Annotated in this window: 13 protein-coding genes; 6 read left to right on the top strand and 7 right to left on the bottom strand. The window is 57.6% G+C overall.

Annotated features, from left to right (window positions below; genetic code table 11):
• The first annotated feature begins 2 nt into the window (after positions 1-2).
• Together LAP85_26045 and LAP85_26040 are read left to right on the top strand one after the other, a co-directional pair.
• Positions 3-1,775: a VWA domain-containing protein gene (locus tag LAP85_26045; protein MBZ5499875.1), complete on the top strand. Its 1,773-nt coding sequence runs from the start codon at positions 3-5 to the stop codon at positions 1,773-1,775.
• 25 nt (positions 1,776-1,800) lie between these two features.
• Entirely contained in the window at positions 1,801-3,282 is a 1,482-nt protein-coding gene (locus tag LAP85_26040; protein MBZ5499874.1) for a VWA domain-containing protein, read from the top strand.
• Positions 3,283-3,566: 284 nt separating this feature from the next.
• Here LAP85_26040 and LAP85_26035 read toward each other — a convergent pair whose 3' ends face one another.
• Positions 3,567-3,980: a hypothetical protein gene (locus LAP85_26035; protein MBZ5499873.1), complete on the bottom strand. Its 414-nt coding sequence runs from the start codon at positions 3,978-3,980 to the stop codon at positions 3,567-3,569.
• A 70-nt stretch (positions 3,981-4,050) separates the two neighbouring features.
• Between LAP85_26035 and LAP85_26030 the strand changes: the two genes are divergently transcribed.
• Positions 4,051-4,953, top strand: coding sequence for an energy transducer TonB (locus LAP85_26030; protein MBZ5499872.1), 903 nt, complete (start codon positions 4,051-4,053; stop codon positions 4,951-4,953).
• A gap of 662 nt (positions 4,954-5,615) precedes the next feature.
• On the opposite strand, the gene LAP85_26025 is transcribed toward LAP85_26030, so the two are convergent.
• Both LAP85_26025 and LAP85_26020 read right to left on the bottom strand, forming a co-directional pair.
• Positions 5,616-7,406: an immunoglobulin domain-containing protein gene (locus LAP85_26025; GenBank protein ID MBZ5499871.1), complete on the bottom strand. Its 1,791-nt coding sequence runs from the start codon at positions 7,404-7,406 to the stop codon at positions 5,616-5,618.
• An 862-nt stretch (positions 7,407-8,268) separates the two neighbouring features.
• On the bottom strand, positions 8,269-8,916 hold the full coding sequence (locus LAP85_26020) for a hypothetical protein (GenBank protein MBZ5499870.1): 648 nt from the start codon (positions 8,914-8,916) through the stop codon (positions 8,269-8,271).
• 341 nt (positions 8,917-9,257) lie between these two features.
• Between LAP85_26020 and LAP85_26015 the strand changes: the two genes are divergently transcribed.
• Positions 9,258-9,917: a hypothetical protein gene (locus LAP85_26015; GenBank protein MBZ5499869.1), complete on the top strand. Its 660-nt coding sequence runs from the start codon at positions 9,258-9,260 to the stop codon at positions 9,915-9,917.
• Positions 9,918-10,082: 165 nt separating this feature from the next.
• Here LAP85_26015 and LAP85_26010 read toward each other — a convergent pair whose 3' ends face one another.
• Together LAP85_26010 and LAP85_26005 are read right to left on the bottom strand one after the other, a co-directional pair.
• Positions 10,083-12,770: an ADOP family duplicated permease gene (locus LAP85_26010; GenBank protein ID MBZ5499868.1), complete on the bottom strand. Its 2,688-nt coding sequence runs from the start codon at positions 12,768-12,770 to the stop codon at positions 10,083-10,085.
• Positions 12,767-13,105 carry a PadR family transcriptional regulator gene (locus tag LAP85_26005; GenBank protein MBZ5499867.1) on the bottom strand — a complete coding sequence of 113 codons (339 nt, stop codon included), beginning with the start codon at positions 13,103-13,105 and terminating at the stop codon, positions 12,767-12,769. Before LAP85_26005 ends, LAP85_26010 begins: the two co-directional genes overlap by 4 nt.
• A 444-nt stretch (positions 13,106-13,549) precedes the next feature.
• On the opposite strand from LAP85_26005, the gene LAP85_26000 reads away from it, so the two are divergent.
• Together LAP85_26000 and LAP85_25995 are read left to right on the top strand one after the other, a co-directional pair.
• Positions 13,550-13,882 (top strand): helix-turn-helix transcriptional regulator, encoded by a 333-nt coding sequence (locus tag LAP85_26000; GenBank protein MBZ5499866.1) that lies wholly within the window; start codon positions 13,550-13,552, stop codon positions 13,880-13,882.
• A gap of 64 nt (positions 13,883-13,946) precedes the next feature.
• Positions 13,947-15,302: a permease prefix domain 1-containing protein gene (locus LAP85_25995; GenBank protein MBZ5499865.1), complete on the top strand. Its 1,356-nt coding sequence runs from the start codon at positions 13,947-13,949 to the stop codon at positions 15,300-15,302.
• Between the two features lie 617 nt (positions 15,303-15,919).
• On the opposite strand, the gene LAP85_25990 is transcribed toward LAP85_25995, so the two are convergent.
• Both LAP85_25990 and LAP85_25985 read right to left on the bottom strand, forming a co-directional pair.
• Positions 15,920-16,249, bottom strand: a complete 330-nt coding sequence (locus LAP85_25990) for a hypothetical protein (GenBank protein MBZ5499864.1) — start codon at positions 16,247-16,249, stop codon at positions 15,920-15,922.
• A gap of 157 nt (positions 16,250-16,406) precedes the next feature.
• Positions 16,407-16,605 (bottom strand): hypothetical protein (locus LAP85_25985; protein ID MBZ5499863.1); only part of this gene is annotated, 199 nt, incomplete at its 5' end.

The following is a 16,605-nucleotide window of genomic DNA, read 5'->3' as shown; positions in this document are numbered from 1 at the left end:
CCATGAGGTACCTTTGCCATCTTCTGCTTGTTGGGAGCGGCATGCTGTGCTTCCTGACCAGCGTCGGTTTTCAACAGCAGGCGCTCCCCGGCCATTCGCCGCAAACTGCCGCAAAGAGCAAGGATCCCTCTCAGGATCAGTTAATACGCGTGCATGTCCGTCTCGTGCCGGTAACCGTGATCGTGACCGATGCCAAGGATCGCCCGGTCACGGATCTCAAGGCGGAAGATTTTCAACTCCTGGAGAACGGGAAGCCACAGGAGATCCGGCATTTCGTGATTCAAAGACTCGCTGCGGCCGCGCCGGAACCGGTCCGTCCCCTGGTTCGCGACGGTGAATTTGCGCCGCAGGGTGCGCGCACTTTCCTCTTCCTGATGGGATATGGCCGGATCCAGCTTCCGTTCAACAGCGTTGATGCCTTGATACGGTTCGTGCGCGAAGATCTCCTTCCCCAGGACAGAGTGGCGCTGTTTGCCTACAATCGCGCAACCCAGTTCACCACCGATCACGAGAAGATCGCGCAATTCCTCGAGCGCTTCAAGAAACTGCATGAGTGGGTTGCGGCGCTGATGGAACAGCGGATGAGCGGTCTTGCCGCAATCTACGGCAGCAGGGAACTGCCGAAGGAATGTCTGGCATACATTGATGAGATCTTTGCCGATCCCGGTGGGTCGCGTCCCCGCCACCCGAGCCCGGCTCAGGTGGCGGACAAGACGAAAATGACCACCGAAGCGGACCGGGCCACCGAGACGCTGCTGCGCAAGGCGGTCGTTGACGAGGCGGCAAAGGCAGAGGATCCCGGCGCCGCTCTTCGACAGGCTATGATGCAGTTTGACACACTGGCCGCGCAATCCATCACCGACCTCCCGTTCTCCGAATATGCAGCGAATTTCGGGTCAACCATGGATGATCTGCAGAACATCTATACCGCGATCGATTATCTGCGCTATATGGACGGCGAAAAGCACCTGGTCTTTTTTACTCCCAACGGAATCTTCCTCCCGAGGGCGGAATACGACGATAATATCGTCGCGTTTGCCAACGATGCGCGCGTGGCGATTGACACTTTCCAGACTGGAGGTCTCTCACGCGGCGGCGCCGGCTGGGAGACGCGCCTTCCCATCCAGACTCTGCGCACCATCTCCGAGCTTACCGGCGGCCAGTCCTCCCTTCATCAGCGGGTGGAAACGACGCTCAACCGGCTGAATCAGACCACCCGCGCGAGCTACCTGCTCGGGTACTATCCCAAGGATGAAAACTGGGATGGGAAATATCGGCGCATCGAGGTTAAGGTCAACCGTCCAGGCCTGACCCTGGCCTTCCGGCACGGCTATTATGCCCGCGATTCGATGCCGCCAATGGATGCTGCGGAACTGCTGTCTTACCGGCGCATCACAGCAGCCGGCGCCCGCATCGCCGAAATCAACGACCTCGCTTTTCAGGTCAATGCCGCTCAGATTGATCCTCTGGCCCCCGAAATCAAGGTAGACCTCTCGGTGGCGCCTCAGGACATCGATCTTACCGTCATCAACGGTTTGCATACGGGTGAACTGCGAGTGGCAGTCTTCTATGCGGATAAAGCGGGCAATTATCTCGGCGATGTTTGGAAAACCGTCGCCCTCAAATTGAGAGAGGAGTCCTATTCGCAGTATTTGCAGACGGGAATCCCATTCACTGTATCGGTGCCGGCAAAAGCGCCAATGCAGATCCTCAAAGTCATTATCTATGATCTGGGAAGCGACCGGCTGGGCAGCAAACTGATCAAAATAAAGTGAGTGGTTCCGTTCTTGAGGCCTGACTATGAAATGGTCTCGATGGGCTTTATCGTTGTTGAGTTTGGCGATTTCTGGCTCATCTGTGGGCAGTCCTGCGGTTGGAAATCCATGCCTTCAGCGCAGCGGCCAGGGAGTTCGAGATAACTATAAACTGAAAGTTGACGTAGCCCTGGTCACTGTCGATGCCACTGTGCGCGACAGCCGGGGCACCATCGTCGACGGACTGCAGATCCCTGATTTCGCGATCTATGATAACGGAGTCCTCCAGGAGATCACCCATCTGTCGCGCGACCAGCTCCCTCTGGCCGTGGCCCTTGTAGTCGATTGCAGCCCGAGCATCAGCCGGTATTTGAAGGAACTGCGTACTGCCGCGCTGGCGGCACTCGCTCTGCTAAAGCCGGAGGACCAGGTCGTACTTTTCTCACTCGGCCTCTGTCCGGTACGGCTCACGAATCTCACCTCGGATCACGGCCAGGTAGTCGACAAAATCGGCAGACTCGAACTCGACACGGGCACGAATATTTATGATGCGCTGGCAGTGTCGGCGCGTTACTTGCGAGAAGCAGCGCCGGATCGACGGCACGCTATTATCCTGATCTCCGATGATTATTCGGAAATGTCGCACTATACCGCGCCGGAAACGTTACAGGAGATGTTGACGGCTTCGGTCACTCTTTTCAACATCAAGACTTTAGGCGATAACGGATTCGTCGGCCGGGCGAAATTTTCTGTAAACGGAATGCCGTTGGACGAGGCAAAGGTCTTGCCAAACACCAATCTCACGATACCAGGCCTCATCGAACGGATTGCAAGGGAAACCGGGGGCACGGTTTTCAATCTGGGGAGCGGCGGCAAGCTGTCCCAAGCGTTCGAAACGGCAATTAACAATCTGAAACTGCAGTATACGCTTGGCTTCACACCGTTGGAGGCCCGCGGTGGTGAGGGTTTTCACCAGTTGCAGGTGAAACTGAGTGGTGCCAGACCGTGTCCCGGCTGCAAGGTGCAAGCCCGCAGCGGTTACTATCGGCTCGCCTCATCTGTCAGCCGGAATGCAATCGAATCGACCGCAACCCTGTTTGACTGCGAGGAATTTAAAACCGCATTGGAAAACAAGGTCATTTCCATGGCAGCCTCCAACTCGTATGAACTGCATGCCGTGTTTTTCCAGGCAGCCACCGGGAAGGAAACCGGCCCTGACGGCATGCCGCAGATACGGGTGCGCTTGAAAATCGATTCCTCCTCCGTTCATTTCAAGACGGTCGGGGACTTGCACTCGGTCCGGCTACGCGTGGGGATCGTCTATGCGGACTCCAAAGGGAATGACCTCGGTTCGGAGAACGGTGAGATCAATCTGAAATTGGGCGAGGGCGATTACGCCGAAGTCAAGCGCTGGGGCATCCCTTTTGCCGCGACGGTTCCTCTCAAGGTTCCGAAGGAGGTCCTCAAGATCGTTGTCTTGGATCCGGCCGCCGGCAAGGTGGGCAGCAAGTTTTTAAAGGTGAAGTAGCAGTGGCGCCGAAGGCGCCTTTGAAGTGCGGCGGCCTGCCGCCGCTTTGAAAGCGAATTGATCGCAACTTCAGTGTTTCTATCGCCGTACCGCCATGAAGGCGGCGCCTGGGCACCGCACTCCAAGGCGCTCTTCGGGCGCTGATAACAACCGTTGGACACCCTTTTCAGCCCGACCGAGAACTCAAACCGGAAAATCGTTCCAATAATGTTAACATTGGGGCTTCGGCCCCAGCTAGGCAGCATTTTATAGCCAACCTGTGTTCCCGGATCCAGTTTTCTTGCTCACCTACCTCTTGTTGCAGATGGGGGGAATTCGAGGATAAGTTCATCGCCGCCCTCAACGCGAAGCCGAAAGAGCCCTATAAGGATATTGCCTATGCCAAAGCCTTGTGGAGATTGCGGGTGTGGGCCCAGGCCTTCTTTAGGGAAATCGGCATTGCCGGGAGAAAGGTCGGCATGAAATCCACCGTCGTCGAGGCGTTGTGGAAGTTCAAGTTCATGATTCAAGAGAGGAATCAGGAAGAACTCAACAGATTGGTCGACAGCAAAGGCTGGCCAAGAGTCGGCGTTGTAGGAAGGGAAGCGGCCATGGCCGCCTACCTTTTTTCTTTGCAGGGATTCGCGGCGGCGAGATAATGCCTGTAATTCAGGAGCGAACGTGTACTTACCATTGCGCAGAACCGTCGTGGCTTCCATGCTGTGTCTATGCTGCGTTTGCCCGCAGCACCTCGGAGGGAAAGATGTATCAAAGGCAAAGGCACCGAAATTGGATTATTTCTATATCGTATTTCATGATTATTCGCCGCTTTGGTCTGACTACATCCTCGATGTTCGAGCGAAAAAGGGCGACGTAATCATTCGGAACATTAAGGTCGGTGCCCTGGACGTCAAGGCCGTCGAAGCAACAATGAAGGACATGACCCCATTGAAATTGGTGGGCGACCTCAATCCCTGTTTCTTTCCAGCGGACTATGAACACAATCAGTCGGCCGTCCTCGATTTGTCCAGAATTAGTATTGTTGCGAGCTGCAGCGGCAAGGAGAGGATTCACCTTCTGCCGTCTCGAGATAGAGTCGACTTGGACCGTCTCAAAAAGGAAGCGCCAGGACTTGCCGCCCTTTATGATCTATCCAATCTTGTGCAAAAGGCCGCGTTTGGCGAGGCACCCATATTTTTTAATATCTCTGAAAAACAAAATGGCGAGCTGCGGCGCTTTGGCGAATCCCTGGTTCCCGACCTTCTGAGCGGCAAATATGATATGGCTTTTCTTAGATACTGCGGACGGAAGGAGCGCTCGAACGAACCGTTCTGTGATCCACATTCTGCGCGTACAAAGCTTCTGATTCTAAATCAAACAGACATCAATGCGCCCCAAGGATCAGTTAAACTGATGGATGCGGAGAATTTCCATTTCATCAACTATGTGGTGCCAGAGTATCCGAGGTTGGCACAGCGCGCACGAGTTGAGCAATACGTTAGCTTGGAACTATGGATCGATCCCGCGACCGGAAAGCCAGCCAAAGCCGTTGTCCTGAAAGGCCATCCTATGCTCGACGAGAGCGCCGTCAATGCCGCGCTTCAATGGCAATTCGACTTGTCCTCTCAAAAAGTGGATCAACCGATCAGACTTACCCTGGGCTACCTCCTCGAACGCTGGCAAAAACGGTGATCTGCAAGGAGTTCTGGAGACAGGCGCCGAAACCTCGGAATACATCTCGCGTAGCTAACCTGGCTGCCCCCTCCTGGAGCGTCGGGACCCGCCCGTGAAAGCCCTCCGACGCCCGACAAGATCCTCGCTTTGCCGTCGGACACCCTGTGCCGGCAGCCAATCGGATCGACGGGAAGTGGCCGGTTGAATTCAAACCTTCTGCCCGGGACCATACGTCGCAGTTACCATCGGGTCAGGCCCCCGAGACGCCTATGGCAAGCTGGTTGCCGTACCGATGATGAACCGCGTAGAGTGCTCGCTGCGTGCACCGGACCCAGTTGGCCACCTATTCCGAAGTCGGAGATGGTTCCTGGTTATACTGTCCCCCGGTTACGTCTTCAGCCAGAACCACGCGTGCATTGCCGGGACAGTACAACCAGGTAGCCTATTCCCTCCCGCCTATGGTGAGGTGTGCAACAATTCGGTATCCTGCCCTCCTGGTGAGAGTAACAATCCTTCCCCGGACGAGATCTCGGCAGACATTTTCCCGGAAGTTGACATGAGATCCGTCCGATCGCAATTGTTCTTCTCCGCATAGCTCGAGTCGCCCCCCTTCGCCAAGAGGCTAGTCTCTCGGACGCTGCCCCTGTGCCCCGCGTCAGGCATGGCGTCGATGCGCAAGGTCACTTCACCTTTAACATCGCCTTGCTGCTTGTAGCTTTTCCGAAACCATTCTTTGCGACAACCGTATAGGCGACTGCATCTTTGAGGCTTACCTTCTCCAAGGTCAGTGTTGCCTTCGTTGCACCGCTGATCGGTTTGCCATTTTTTAACCACTGATAGCTTGCTTCCGGAATAGCCGCTACTTTGATGCGGAAAACAGCCCTCTGTCCTGTTTTTGCCGTTACTGATTCCGGCTGCCCCAGAATCACCGGAGGCATTGTCGGATTCCATCCGCCAAGCACGTAAGCCGGATCCCGGTAGCGGGCGATGATCGCGGCATCCTTTTTCATGATCAGCTGCCGCGAAACCGGGTGACGCAGACCGACGTCAACCGGTTTTCCATCATTCAAGCCGGTGCTGTTATATTCCCAATAGTGAATACTCGACGCATCACCGCCAATTGGTCCCCAGCCGGCGGGATCGATTCCTTCAAGTGCGCAATTGATCAACACGGCTTCGCTATAGGGATAATTCTTGCCGCCATTGGTTGGAGCCCGGGCAATCACCGTTTTTTGGTTTCCCCTCGTTTGAAATTTGCAGTCCACGAAAACGTTGCCGTGGTTGTCAGAGGTGTTGCGGATCCACATGAAGGGGCCCACGGAACTCAACTCGCAGTTCTTGAAAAACGCAGGCCCGCGCCCGAGTATGGTGTCCCCGTCACCCAGAATGCGGGAATCGACGAAGTAGGCCGAGCCGTTCGATTGCAGGGCATCACCCGAGCCGACGATGTTGACATTGCTGACGATGATCTCCTCGCCATTCAGAAGCAGGCCTTCAGCCTGGCCGAACGCGGTCGTCTTAATCGTTAGATTTACGAGATGAATTCTCCTGCAGTGATCCACCGCAAAGGCTGCTCGGCGTGACGGAAACGTTCCGGGCATCTCATTCGTTCTGACGTTCTCGGGATGTGGATTGAAAACTTCGTTGTTGGCATAAAAAACCATCACCTTGTCCCGGTCTTCACCGACGATCGTGAGATTGGCCTTGTTGCGAAAATATACAATTTCTTCATACGCTCCGTTCTTGACGAAGATGGTGACCGGTTTGGGATTATAGTCCGGAATGAAATCCATGGCGCCCTGCACGGTGTTGAAATCCGCGGTGCCATCCGCGCTGACCGAAAATCTGTCAGAACCGGCAGACGGCGGCGACTCTCGCGTTGTGAATCTCCAGCCGGTTTTCCCAATGATCCCAGTGAAGCTGTTGTCCTTCAAGATCAGCACTCCCGGATCCACCTTCACGTAAAATGTTCTGCCATATTCCATGAGATTGTTGTGTGGGTAGACAGTTGCTGTTTTGTCGTGGATGATCACCGGGTAAAAATGAAAGGCGTCGCTGAAGCCTCCGATGATGGTCAGCTGATATTTGTCCGAGGTCGGGACCGCAGCGCCCGAAGGAGTTCCCGGTTTTGTATTGGCATTCGTAAAGTGACCTGGGACATATTGATAGGGGACGGGCGTATAGATTGCCGAAGGGGCAGGGGTCGGCGCCGTCGGCCCCGGCGGAATGCTTACATCAAGGAGATCGACCAGTCGTCCGTCTGCCGCGTCATAAATTCTGATCTGCCCCGAATTGCCTAAGGTGGGCGCACTCTGGAAGGTAAGCTGCAGGTGCGTGTCCGGATTTACCTTTTTTGCCATATCCGCCGGGAAGCGGTCAACCATCTTCAATTCCACTGGAGGGACGGGCGGCAGGAAGGCAAAGCATGCGCCTACCAGGCATACTATCAGGGGGCGAATCAATCGTCTCATGGGATCGAAACCTCCAATGCCAAGTCCTATGCCGCCTGGAGTAAGAAACCGCGACGATGCATCGCATGTGAAGCCACCCCCATCTTAACTCAGCGGCCGCAATTTTAGCGATTTTTCTCCCCGGGAGCGCCGGCTTCCGGCCCAATGCCGCATATTTTCGATGAGAGTGCGAATGAGATGCCGATTGAAAGACGGCCTTCTGGAGATTCCCTTCCAGCCGGGTTCTTCCCGGTTCGGATATTGCATCTTATCAGCAGTGGAGGGGCCTGCCTGCAGGGGGGTGCGCCCGGAGGGTGAGAACAGTAGCCAGCTTGTCCTTCCTATGTGCCCGGCACAGTCAGTGTATTGCAGATGCAGTTCAGGAATTCTCGTCGGTCGAGATCCCTATAGGCGCACCTTTCCCTGATGCCATGAGTTTATACAGTCCTGCCTCGTGCAGTAGCAGACCTTAGAACTCACTGCTTGACCTGATCTCTCAGATGAGATTCAATCTCTCGAAGCCTCAAAAGGCTGGCAAGTGGAACAGGAAGACCCAATCCCCTTCCCGACCTCTTACACGGGAAGGGGACGGCGCGCGAAACGTCTATTTCTTGATGCGGTCGTGATATCTGGCTACGTATCCGGACAGATTGCCCGGATCGGATGAAAAGGCTCCTACGGAGTTCGTTGGCGCAGGCGTGGGATCCGCCTGCCAAACGTACACCGCCCATCTGCCATCAGGCAAGAATGGCTGGTCTATCGAAGTCCATTCATATACATCACCGCCCCATTCGAAGATTAATTTTTTCCCTTGAATGTACCCTGCAACCACCGCCCCAGGGAACGGACGATATGAGAGCAACAGGAGCCCCGTCACCGGGCTCTAGAAACTCACAAACTGGAGAATCCTCCCGTTTAAATCTTCAATGCTGGATAGTCCTCCACCTCTGTTAAGGAGTTCGTTATAGTTCTTGTTCCACATGCTGTCGGAAGACCCAAATGTCTTTATCAACGCAGGATAATCCAACACAGGATCTTTTACTTGAATTGTTGGAATGAGCCGAACAGCAAGCCTCTTTTCACTGGCAACGCTGGTAGCCAGTTCTACAATGCCTTCTTCGTAGTTCTTCAGCGGCAGAGTTTTGGTCAATAGCACTCGGCTGATATTCCTGTCAGTAATTGTTATTTCAAACACCATGCCATTTGCATCCAACTGCGCGAGTTTAGCATCCACACCAATCAGCAATCCGTTCAATCCAAATCCCGACTTGCTCGTGTGGCCAACCTTCAGCCCCCCTACCCCGCCACCTCCACCAGATGCGGAGCGGATTCCCCCGCCTGGCGAGATCTCCACCAAATCCTCTCTCAAATTCACCGTGAGTACGGACTCCCGGTTAAGGTCGAGCCTTGGCTTGGAGTTCTGAGATTCAGCTCCTGCTCCAGCACCAAAAACTTGTGCGGAGCAGATAGTCGGAAAGGCAATTACGACGATGCTCAAGACGGCAAAGAACACTGATGGTCTTTTTTTCATGATGTCACCTCCGTGCAGGGTCGTAGAAACCTCCTGCGTCAATTGTGGGCGTTTGGTTCAGGCGGTATTCATTGTCTGTGACCATTTGGGTCACCCGTCCTTTGCCAAAACCCCGTCCGCATTGAAAACGTTGACGTTTTTGTCTCAAGCTGGCAGCCTTGGCATCCATGATGGAAACCCTCTTTTATCTGATAGCCTCTCTCAGATGTCTGTTCAGGGATCGACGCGAATTGGCCCTCGAAAACCTAGCCCTGCGACAACAGCTTGCTATTCTGGCTCGGACTCACCCCCGCCGGCGCCTGCGGAAAACGGATCGGCTATTCTGGCTCTGGCTCTCCCGAATGTGGAAAAACTGGCAGGAATCGTTGATCGTCGTTAAGCCGGATACGGTCGTTCGATGGCATCGGAAAGGGTTTGCTCCTTATTGGACGCGGCGGTCGAGAGAAAACCGCACCGGCCGTCCGGGAACCGGGAAAGAGATCAGGGATTTGATCCGGAAGATTGCGTTGGCCAATCCGCTTTGGGGGAGCCCGCGAATTCACGGCGAACTGCTGAAACTCGGGATGGACATCTCGGAGCGGACTGTCGCCCGGCGCATGCCGAAGAGGAAGAAACCGCCATCACAAAGCTGGCGCGCATTCCTGGACAATCATCTCAAGGACCTGGTTTCGATCGATTTTCTCGTAGTGCCCACGGCGACGTTTCGAGTCCTATTTGTGTTGATTGTCCCGGCTCACCAACGCCGACGCGTCGTACACTTCAACGTGACTGAACATCCCACAGCGCTTTGGACGGCGGAGCAGATTATCCAGGCGTTTCCTGACGGGACCGAGCCTCGGTTTTTGCTGCGGGATCGTGACGGAGTCTACGGGAAAGATTTCAGAGAGCGCGTGAAGGCGATGGGTATTGAAGAAGTCATCACCGCGCCGCGGAGCCCTTGGCAAATCCTTTCGCTGAGCGCCCACTTGGGACGGTGCGGCGCGACTGCCTCAACCATGTGATCGTGCTGGGAGAAACCCATCTTCGTCGGACGTTAACAACGAAGAAATGGACAGCCATTTTTCCAAAACAAACGATGGGTGTCCAAGTCCTTTTTGGATTCAGGTCAAAAACGGACAACGAGTTGAACGTCCCCAATTTCCCGCCCTTCGCGCCCGTCACTCTCCTCAATCGCAACGCAGCGTTTGCACGGGCTCCACGCTCACGGCCCGTTTTGCCGGCACCCACGCTGAAGCGATCGCCGCGGCTATTACCACCAGAGCGCCGGCGATATAGCCGGCCGGATCGAAAACGTCGAGTTGCGTCATGGAGAAGGTAATCCCGGCCCGGTACCAGCCGTAATGGGCTGTCACCCGCGCCAACGCCAGCGCTGCCACCGTGCCGAGGCCCGCGCCAACCGCAACCAGCCGCAATGACTGCCACAGCACCATGCCTGTCACGCGCGCCTGGCCCGCTCCCAGCGCCATTCGAATTCCGAATTCCTTCCTTCGCTGCGCAACCGTGTACGAGCACACGCCGAAAATGCCGGAGACGGTCAGCGCCAGCGCCAGCGCGCCCAGAAATCCGGCGATCGCGAGCAACGCCCGGTAGGGGTATAGGTACCTGTCCAACGACGTTTGCACAGGATTCAACGCGCCGTTAGGTAGGCGCACCACCTCATTCAGCGCCTTTTCCAGCGTGCGGCGCCCGGAATTGGGGTCGCCGGTCATCCGCACGATGATCATAGAGTAGCTCTGTGTTCGCAGCCCGGCTGGGAAATAAACCACGCCTTGCGCCCGTCCATCGGGCCCGTCCGTATCCAAAAGAAAGCGCGAATCCCGCACGACGCCCACTACCCGCACGAAGCGAAAGGGCGGTTCACCCAATGGCTTCGATTCTCCCTGCTCCGAAAGATCCAGCAACTGTCCCAACGCATCGCCGCGGAACCAGAGACGCTGGGCCGCGGCTTCGCTGACAATCGCCACCGGCGCTTCGGTCTCAGCCTCCTCCGTAGAGAAATTCCGCCCGCGAATCGGCACGCGGAGGATGTTGAAGTACTCCGGCGAAACCCGATTGAACGGTATGCCGGCGATTCGGGTTCCGCTCTTGAATTTCGGCTGCTTCCATCTCGGTGACCACTTTTGCCCCGGAGCGAAGCGGCAAACGCCCACCGGTTCCTTCTCCGGAAGCGATGTCAGCCGTTCCAACATAATTCGGCCCACTGTCGAGCCGGAGATTAGGTCGGAATCCGAGACCCTGCGTATGGGCATGATCGTGAAGACTCCGCCCATATCGGCACCAACATCTTGTGAGACGATACGCCGTTCACCGCGCAGCGTCACTCCCGCCGATATCAGGAGCAGCGCGCACACCGTCACCTGCGCGACCACCAGCGCGCTGCGCAGGCGGGCGGGGCGGTAGTCGGCGAATTCGCCGCGATTCACCTCCACCAGACGGGAGCGCAGCGTGTGGAGGGCGGGAACCAGGCCGAATACGAGCGTTGCTGCGCTGGCGATTCCCAGCAGAAAGACGAACACCCGCCAGTCCGGCGCGCTGTTCCAGAGCGTGAGTTGCCATCTGTTGTTGGTTATATGCAGAACGTTAACTTGAAGCCAGAACGCGGCCCGGATGACGCCGTGGGCCACCCAGTAGGCCGCCACCGCGGCCGGAACCGCCAGCAGCAGCCCCTCCGTCAGGAGCTGGCGGAGCATTCTCGCGCGGCCCGCGCCGAGCGCGATGCGGATTCCGATTTCGCGCTGCCGCGCCAGTCCGCGCGCCAGCATCATGTTGGAAACGTTTGCGCAGGCGATCAGTAAGATCAGCCCGAAGGCGGCGAAGACCGGCAAGAACACCTGGATGCTGTCCCGGTTGAGCTGATAAATGGACGCGCTCTGCTGAAGCGTTGCGCTCTCCGGCTGCTTCCCGTACCGCCAGGTGGGATAGACCTGGCGGCCATAAGCCGCCAATGCCGCCTCGGCGCCTTCCCGCGTCATCCCGGGCCTGAGACGTCCCACCACGGACAACTCCTCGGGCTCCGTCCCGCGGGAAAGGTCGAAAACGCCGGAAAGCGGCAGCGAAACCCAGAAATCGATGCGCCTTTCCTCGAGACCGTTGAACTCCGGGCAAGCGACGCCGACCACCTCGACGGGCTTGTTGCCGAGCCGCACTGTGCGTCCCACCGCGTTGGGGTCGGCGCCGAGCACGCTTTTCCAGGCGGCGAAGCTGGCCACGGCTACGGTGTCGCCCGGCACGTCGTCGCTTTCCAGGATCGGGCGGCCCATACAGATGCGCCCGCCCAGCATGGTGAAATAGTTGCCCGTGACCGCCTGCACGGACTTAATCGTCTCCGTCCCGGAGTCCACGTCGGCGAAACCCAGGACATCGGAGAATGCCCCGTTCCGCCGGCGGAAATCCTTGAACGCGCTCCAGCTGAACGGCCGCGTCTGGTATTGTCCCTTTGTCTCACCCCAGCCGAGGAACGAATACAGCGAGTAGGGTTCCTTCACCGCGAAAGGCCGCAGCACCAGGGCGTTGAACACGCTGAAGGCGGTCGCCAGCATTCCCAACCCCAGGGCCAGCGTGCAGATCACGGTCAGCGCGAAGCCCGGGGTTCTGCGAAAACCGCGCAGCGCGAAGCGCACGTCCTGCGCCACGGACTCGATCCAGGCAAAACGCCACACGGCGCGGCTGTCTTCGAGGGCGATCGCCTCGCTTCCGAATGCCAGGTTCGCTTCGCGCCTGGCGCCCTCGGGGGTGGCGCCCGCACGCAGGGCAGCGTTCTCCGCCATTTCGCGGTGAAGCCGAAGCTCCTCGGCAAGGTCGGCGTCGAGCCGGCGACGGCGCGCCAGGTAGCGTATGCGATTCCGGAGTCTCACGCAGAATCCTCCATTACTCGCGCTATGGCGGCCAGCAGGGAGTCGAAGCTGCGCTTCTCCGCCGCCAGCCGTTTGCGGCCCGCCGGCGTGATCCGATAGTATCGCGCCCGGCGGTTGTTTTCCGAGGCGCCCCATTCGGCTTCGACGTACCCGTCCAGCAGCAGGCGTTGCAGCGCCGGGTAGAGCGAGCCTTCGCCGGTCCGCAGCGCGCCCTGGGAGACCTGCTGGATATGTTGCGCGATGCCCCAGCCGTGGTTGGCGCCGCGGCTGAGCGTCTTCAAAACGAGCATTTCGAGCGTGCCCGGAAGGAAATCAGGTTTCGAATTCTGTTTCATGTCTCCCCATCGATCGTCGATAGGAGACTGACAGAATACTCCACCTCTGTCAATAATTTTGAAAATTCGTATCTGCTTGTGCACCTCGTTTAATCCAGCAATCTTTGCGGCATTGGGGTCGGACCACGACAAATAACGGGTGCAACAAAACAAACACTGCAATTGAAGGCATCAGAAACGTGCTTGGCGGCAGAAAAGGGACCCGGAATTTGGATCTAAACAAAAAGACACTTTTGTTGGTCTGCATGGATTTCCTTAATGTCCGGGACGTCCACCTCGTTTCTCTGTTTGATCTAGTTGTAAACGAGATGGCCTTGTCTCATTCAGGAAAACTCGGAAACGAGGTGGACGTCCCGACTTTATCCTTGATGTACATAGAAGAACTATGTATAAGACTTCTATGTACCGAACGTACCGATCCCTGATCTCTCGACGGGCGGGCCGATGAACGTCGGCAAGGACCTCGTCGCCGCCTCGGCCACCCCGCTGATCCTGGCCATCCTCAGCGAGGGCGAGAGCTACGGCTACGCGATCATCAAGCGCGTGGCCGAGCTGTCGGGCGGCGAACTCCAGTGGACGGACGGCATGCTGTACCCCGTGCTCCACCGCCTCGAGCGCAACGGCTTTGTGAAGGCCGTCTGGGGGCAGTCCGAGTCCGGGCGGCAGCGCAAGTACTACCGGCTGACGGACAGCGGCGAGGACGAACTGGCGAGCCAGCGGCGACAGTGGCAGGTAGTGGACACCGCGCTGCGGCGGACGATGTTCAAATCAAATTAAACTGGTGCTTTAGGGAGGCTGACTCGTGTCGCAAAAAATCGAAAACCTCAAGGAAGGGGCGCGCATCTCGCTGGAGGAAGGTGTCGCCGAGTGGCGCTCGTACCTCCGGCGGCGGCCGGCGATCCACGCCGTGGACGCGGACGAGCTGGAGGATCACCTTCGCAGCCAGGCGAGCGCGCTCGTGGAGGCGGGGCTCACGGAGGACGAGGCGTTCCTCATCGCCGTGAAGCGCATCGGAGAGCTTGATGCAATCTCCCGCGAGTTTGCCATGGAGCACTCGGAGCGCCTCTGGAAGCGGCTCGTCGTCGCGCCCGACGACGGCGTAGGGGCCGGGGCCGACGGCAAGGAAGCCCTGGTGGCGGTCGCCCTGGCGGTCGCCGCCGCCGCGGCCATCAAGGTCCCGGAGCTGTTCGGTGTGAGGATGCAGATGGACCAGGAGTTGGGGGAGTTCTACGTCCGCAACCTCAGCCTCTTCGTGCTCCCGCTCCTGGCGGCCTTCTTCGCCTGGAAGCGGTCCCTCGCATCGGTGGGCCGACTGTGGCTGGCGGCGCCGTTCGTGGCGGGGGGCGCGGCGATCAACCTCATGCCGTTCGCATCACGTGCACACACCGAGGTCCTCGCGACGCTGCACCTGCTCATCGCGCTGTGGCTTGCGGCGGGCTACGCGTATGTCGGCGGCCGCTGGCGCGATCACGATCAGCGCATAAACTACGTGCGTTTCTCCGGCGAGTGGTTCATCTACTACGCCCTCATCGCACTCGGGGGCGGCGTGCTGATGGGGCTCACCGGATTCGTCTTCAGCGCCATCGGCCTGAAGCCGGAGCCGCTCCTGGTGACCTGGATTCTGCCCTGCGGCGCCGTCGGCGCCGTGGTCATCGCGGCGTGGCTCGTGGAGGCCAAGCAGAGCGTCATCGAGAACATGGCGCCGGTACTGACGCTGATCTTCACGCCGCTGTTCACCCTCCTGCTGCTGGCGTTCCTGGGGACCATGGCGTGGACCGGGAGCAGCATCGCCGTCGGGCGCGAGGTGCTCATCGGCTTTGACCTGCTGCTGGTGGTAGTGGCGGGCCTGGTCCTTTACGCGATTTCGGCCCGGGACCCGCAGAAGCCGCCGGGCCTCTTCGATGCCTTGCAACTCCTCCTCGTCATCTGCGCCCTGCTCGTCGACGCCATCGCGCTGTGGGCCATCGTCGGCCGCATCTCCGAGTTCGGTTTCAGCCCCAACAAGGTCGCCGCGCTGGGCGAGAACCTCATCCTGCTCGTGAACCTCGGCTGGTCCGCCGTGCTCTACGCGCGATTCCTCGCCGGGCGGGTGGCGTTCACGCCGCTGGAGCGGTGGCAGACGGCGTACCTGCCCACCTACGCGGTGTGGGCGTGGGTGGTGGTAGTGGTGTTCCCGCCGCTGTTCGGGTTCAGATAGGCGGAGCGGGTGTTCGTTCGATCCTCCGGCTCGCAGCGCGCCCATGCCTCTGATAGCAGCTTGATGTCCGTCGTAGAGGATCTCGCTGGCGCCCAGCAGATCCCGGAGTGCCAGGTGCCACTCCGAGCCAGCCCTGCCGCAGGCGGGGGATGACAGTTTCTTCCACCGATAGCTCAGGGTAGGCCGTCAGAAGAACATCAATTGGATTGGCCGCTATTATAAGAGGGGTCCGGCTTTCGGCAAAAGCTAAATCCGTCGCATTCTGAGCGAATTTCGGCTCCTGCAAATGGGCAGATCCTTGAGAGGGACACGGAAGGTTGGGATGACGCCGAGTCACAATATACCGTCGCTTTCCCTTGATTTCGCCAACATTTGCAGGGAAACGCTGCGTCAATTGTTGTATAGTCGGTTATACGGAAACTGTCAATTCTGCGGTTTGGCCAAGCACAAAACAAAGAAAAACTGGGGATGCCAAGACTGGGGAGTTCCTCTGGATGCACCGGCATCAAAAAGGGGGAAGATTACAAAAAACGGTGATCATCCCCGGTTTTTCCCGCGCAGCTCTCTACGCCGGGAAGTTGGGGTGCGGCCGCTTTGCTGCACGGCAGTCCGCGCTATTATTTCTTTTTGAGAGGGAGTGATTTGTCAAACGCCTCCCTGAGCAGAACGTTTGCCGGCAGATTCAGTTTTTGCGTGCTGCTCTCTGCGAGGTATTTCTTCGCTGCTGAAAGCACTGGCTCCATTTCTTTTTCGGAGGCGAGCGTGGAGGTGCTCAAATACATGGCATAGACAGCCTGCACGTAACCCATGACATAATCTTTGTCGCTTTTGGCCTGCGAATTCATTTTCGCCAGCAGGTCCTTGCCAGTGATCGCCGGTTGTTGCCCGGCGAGAACTATGCTGCAAATGCAAAATAGTGTACTTAACGTCAACAGTTTCTTTTTCATCGTGCTCTCCTATTATTCAATTCCCAAAATCCTGGCCTTTTCATCATACAAGTCCAAAGCGCAGCCGCACGGCGGGCGGGCAGATCCAGGCCACAAAAATATCTCTATTGGTGTTGAAGGGCTGCACCTCTGTCCTCCGATTTTAGATACCCTGCAATCAAGAAAATTCCTTCAAATCAGTAACATACAAAGCAAAACGAAGGGTTCTGGCCATATTGTGGTAAGCCTTCATCGGAAATGCCACGGCGCAGAAATCCGCGATAACAAAGGAACCAGAACTTGCCGGGGCATTTCCGATAAGGTCACTTGAAGGAAGCCGCTGTTGCTTGCGGCGGACGCCTATGGGTATTGAATGG

The sequence above is a fragment of the Terriglobia bacterium genome, from assembly GCA_020072565.1.
In the GTDB taxonomy this organism is placed as follows: domain Bacteria; phylum Acidobacteriota; class UBA6911; order UBA6911; family UBA6911; genus JAFNAG01.
Note: the sequence above shows the minus strand (reverse complement) of the source record. Positions and strands in the feature narration are given on the sequence as shown.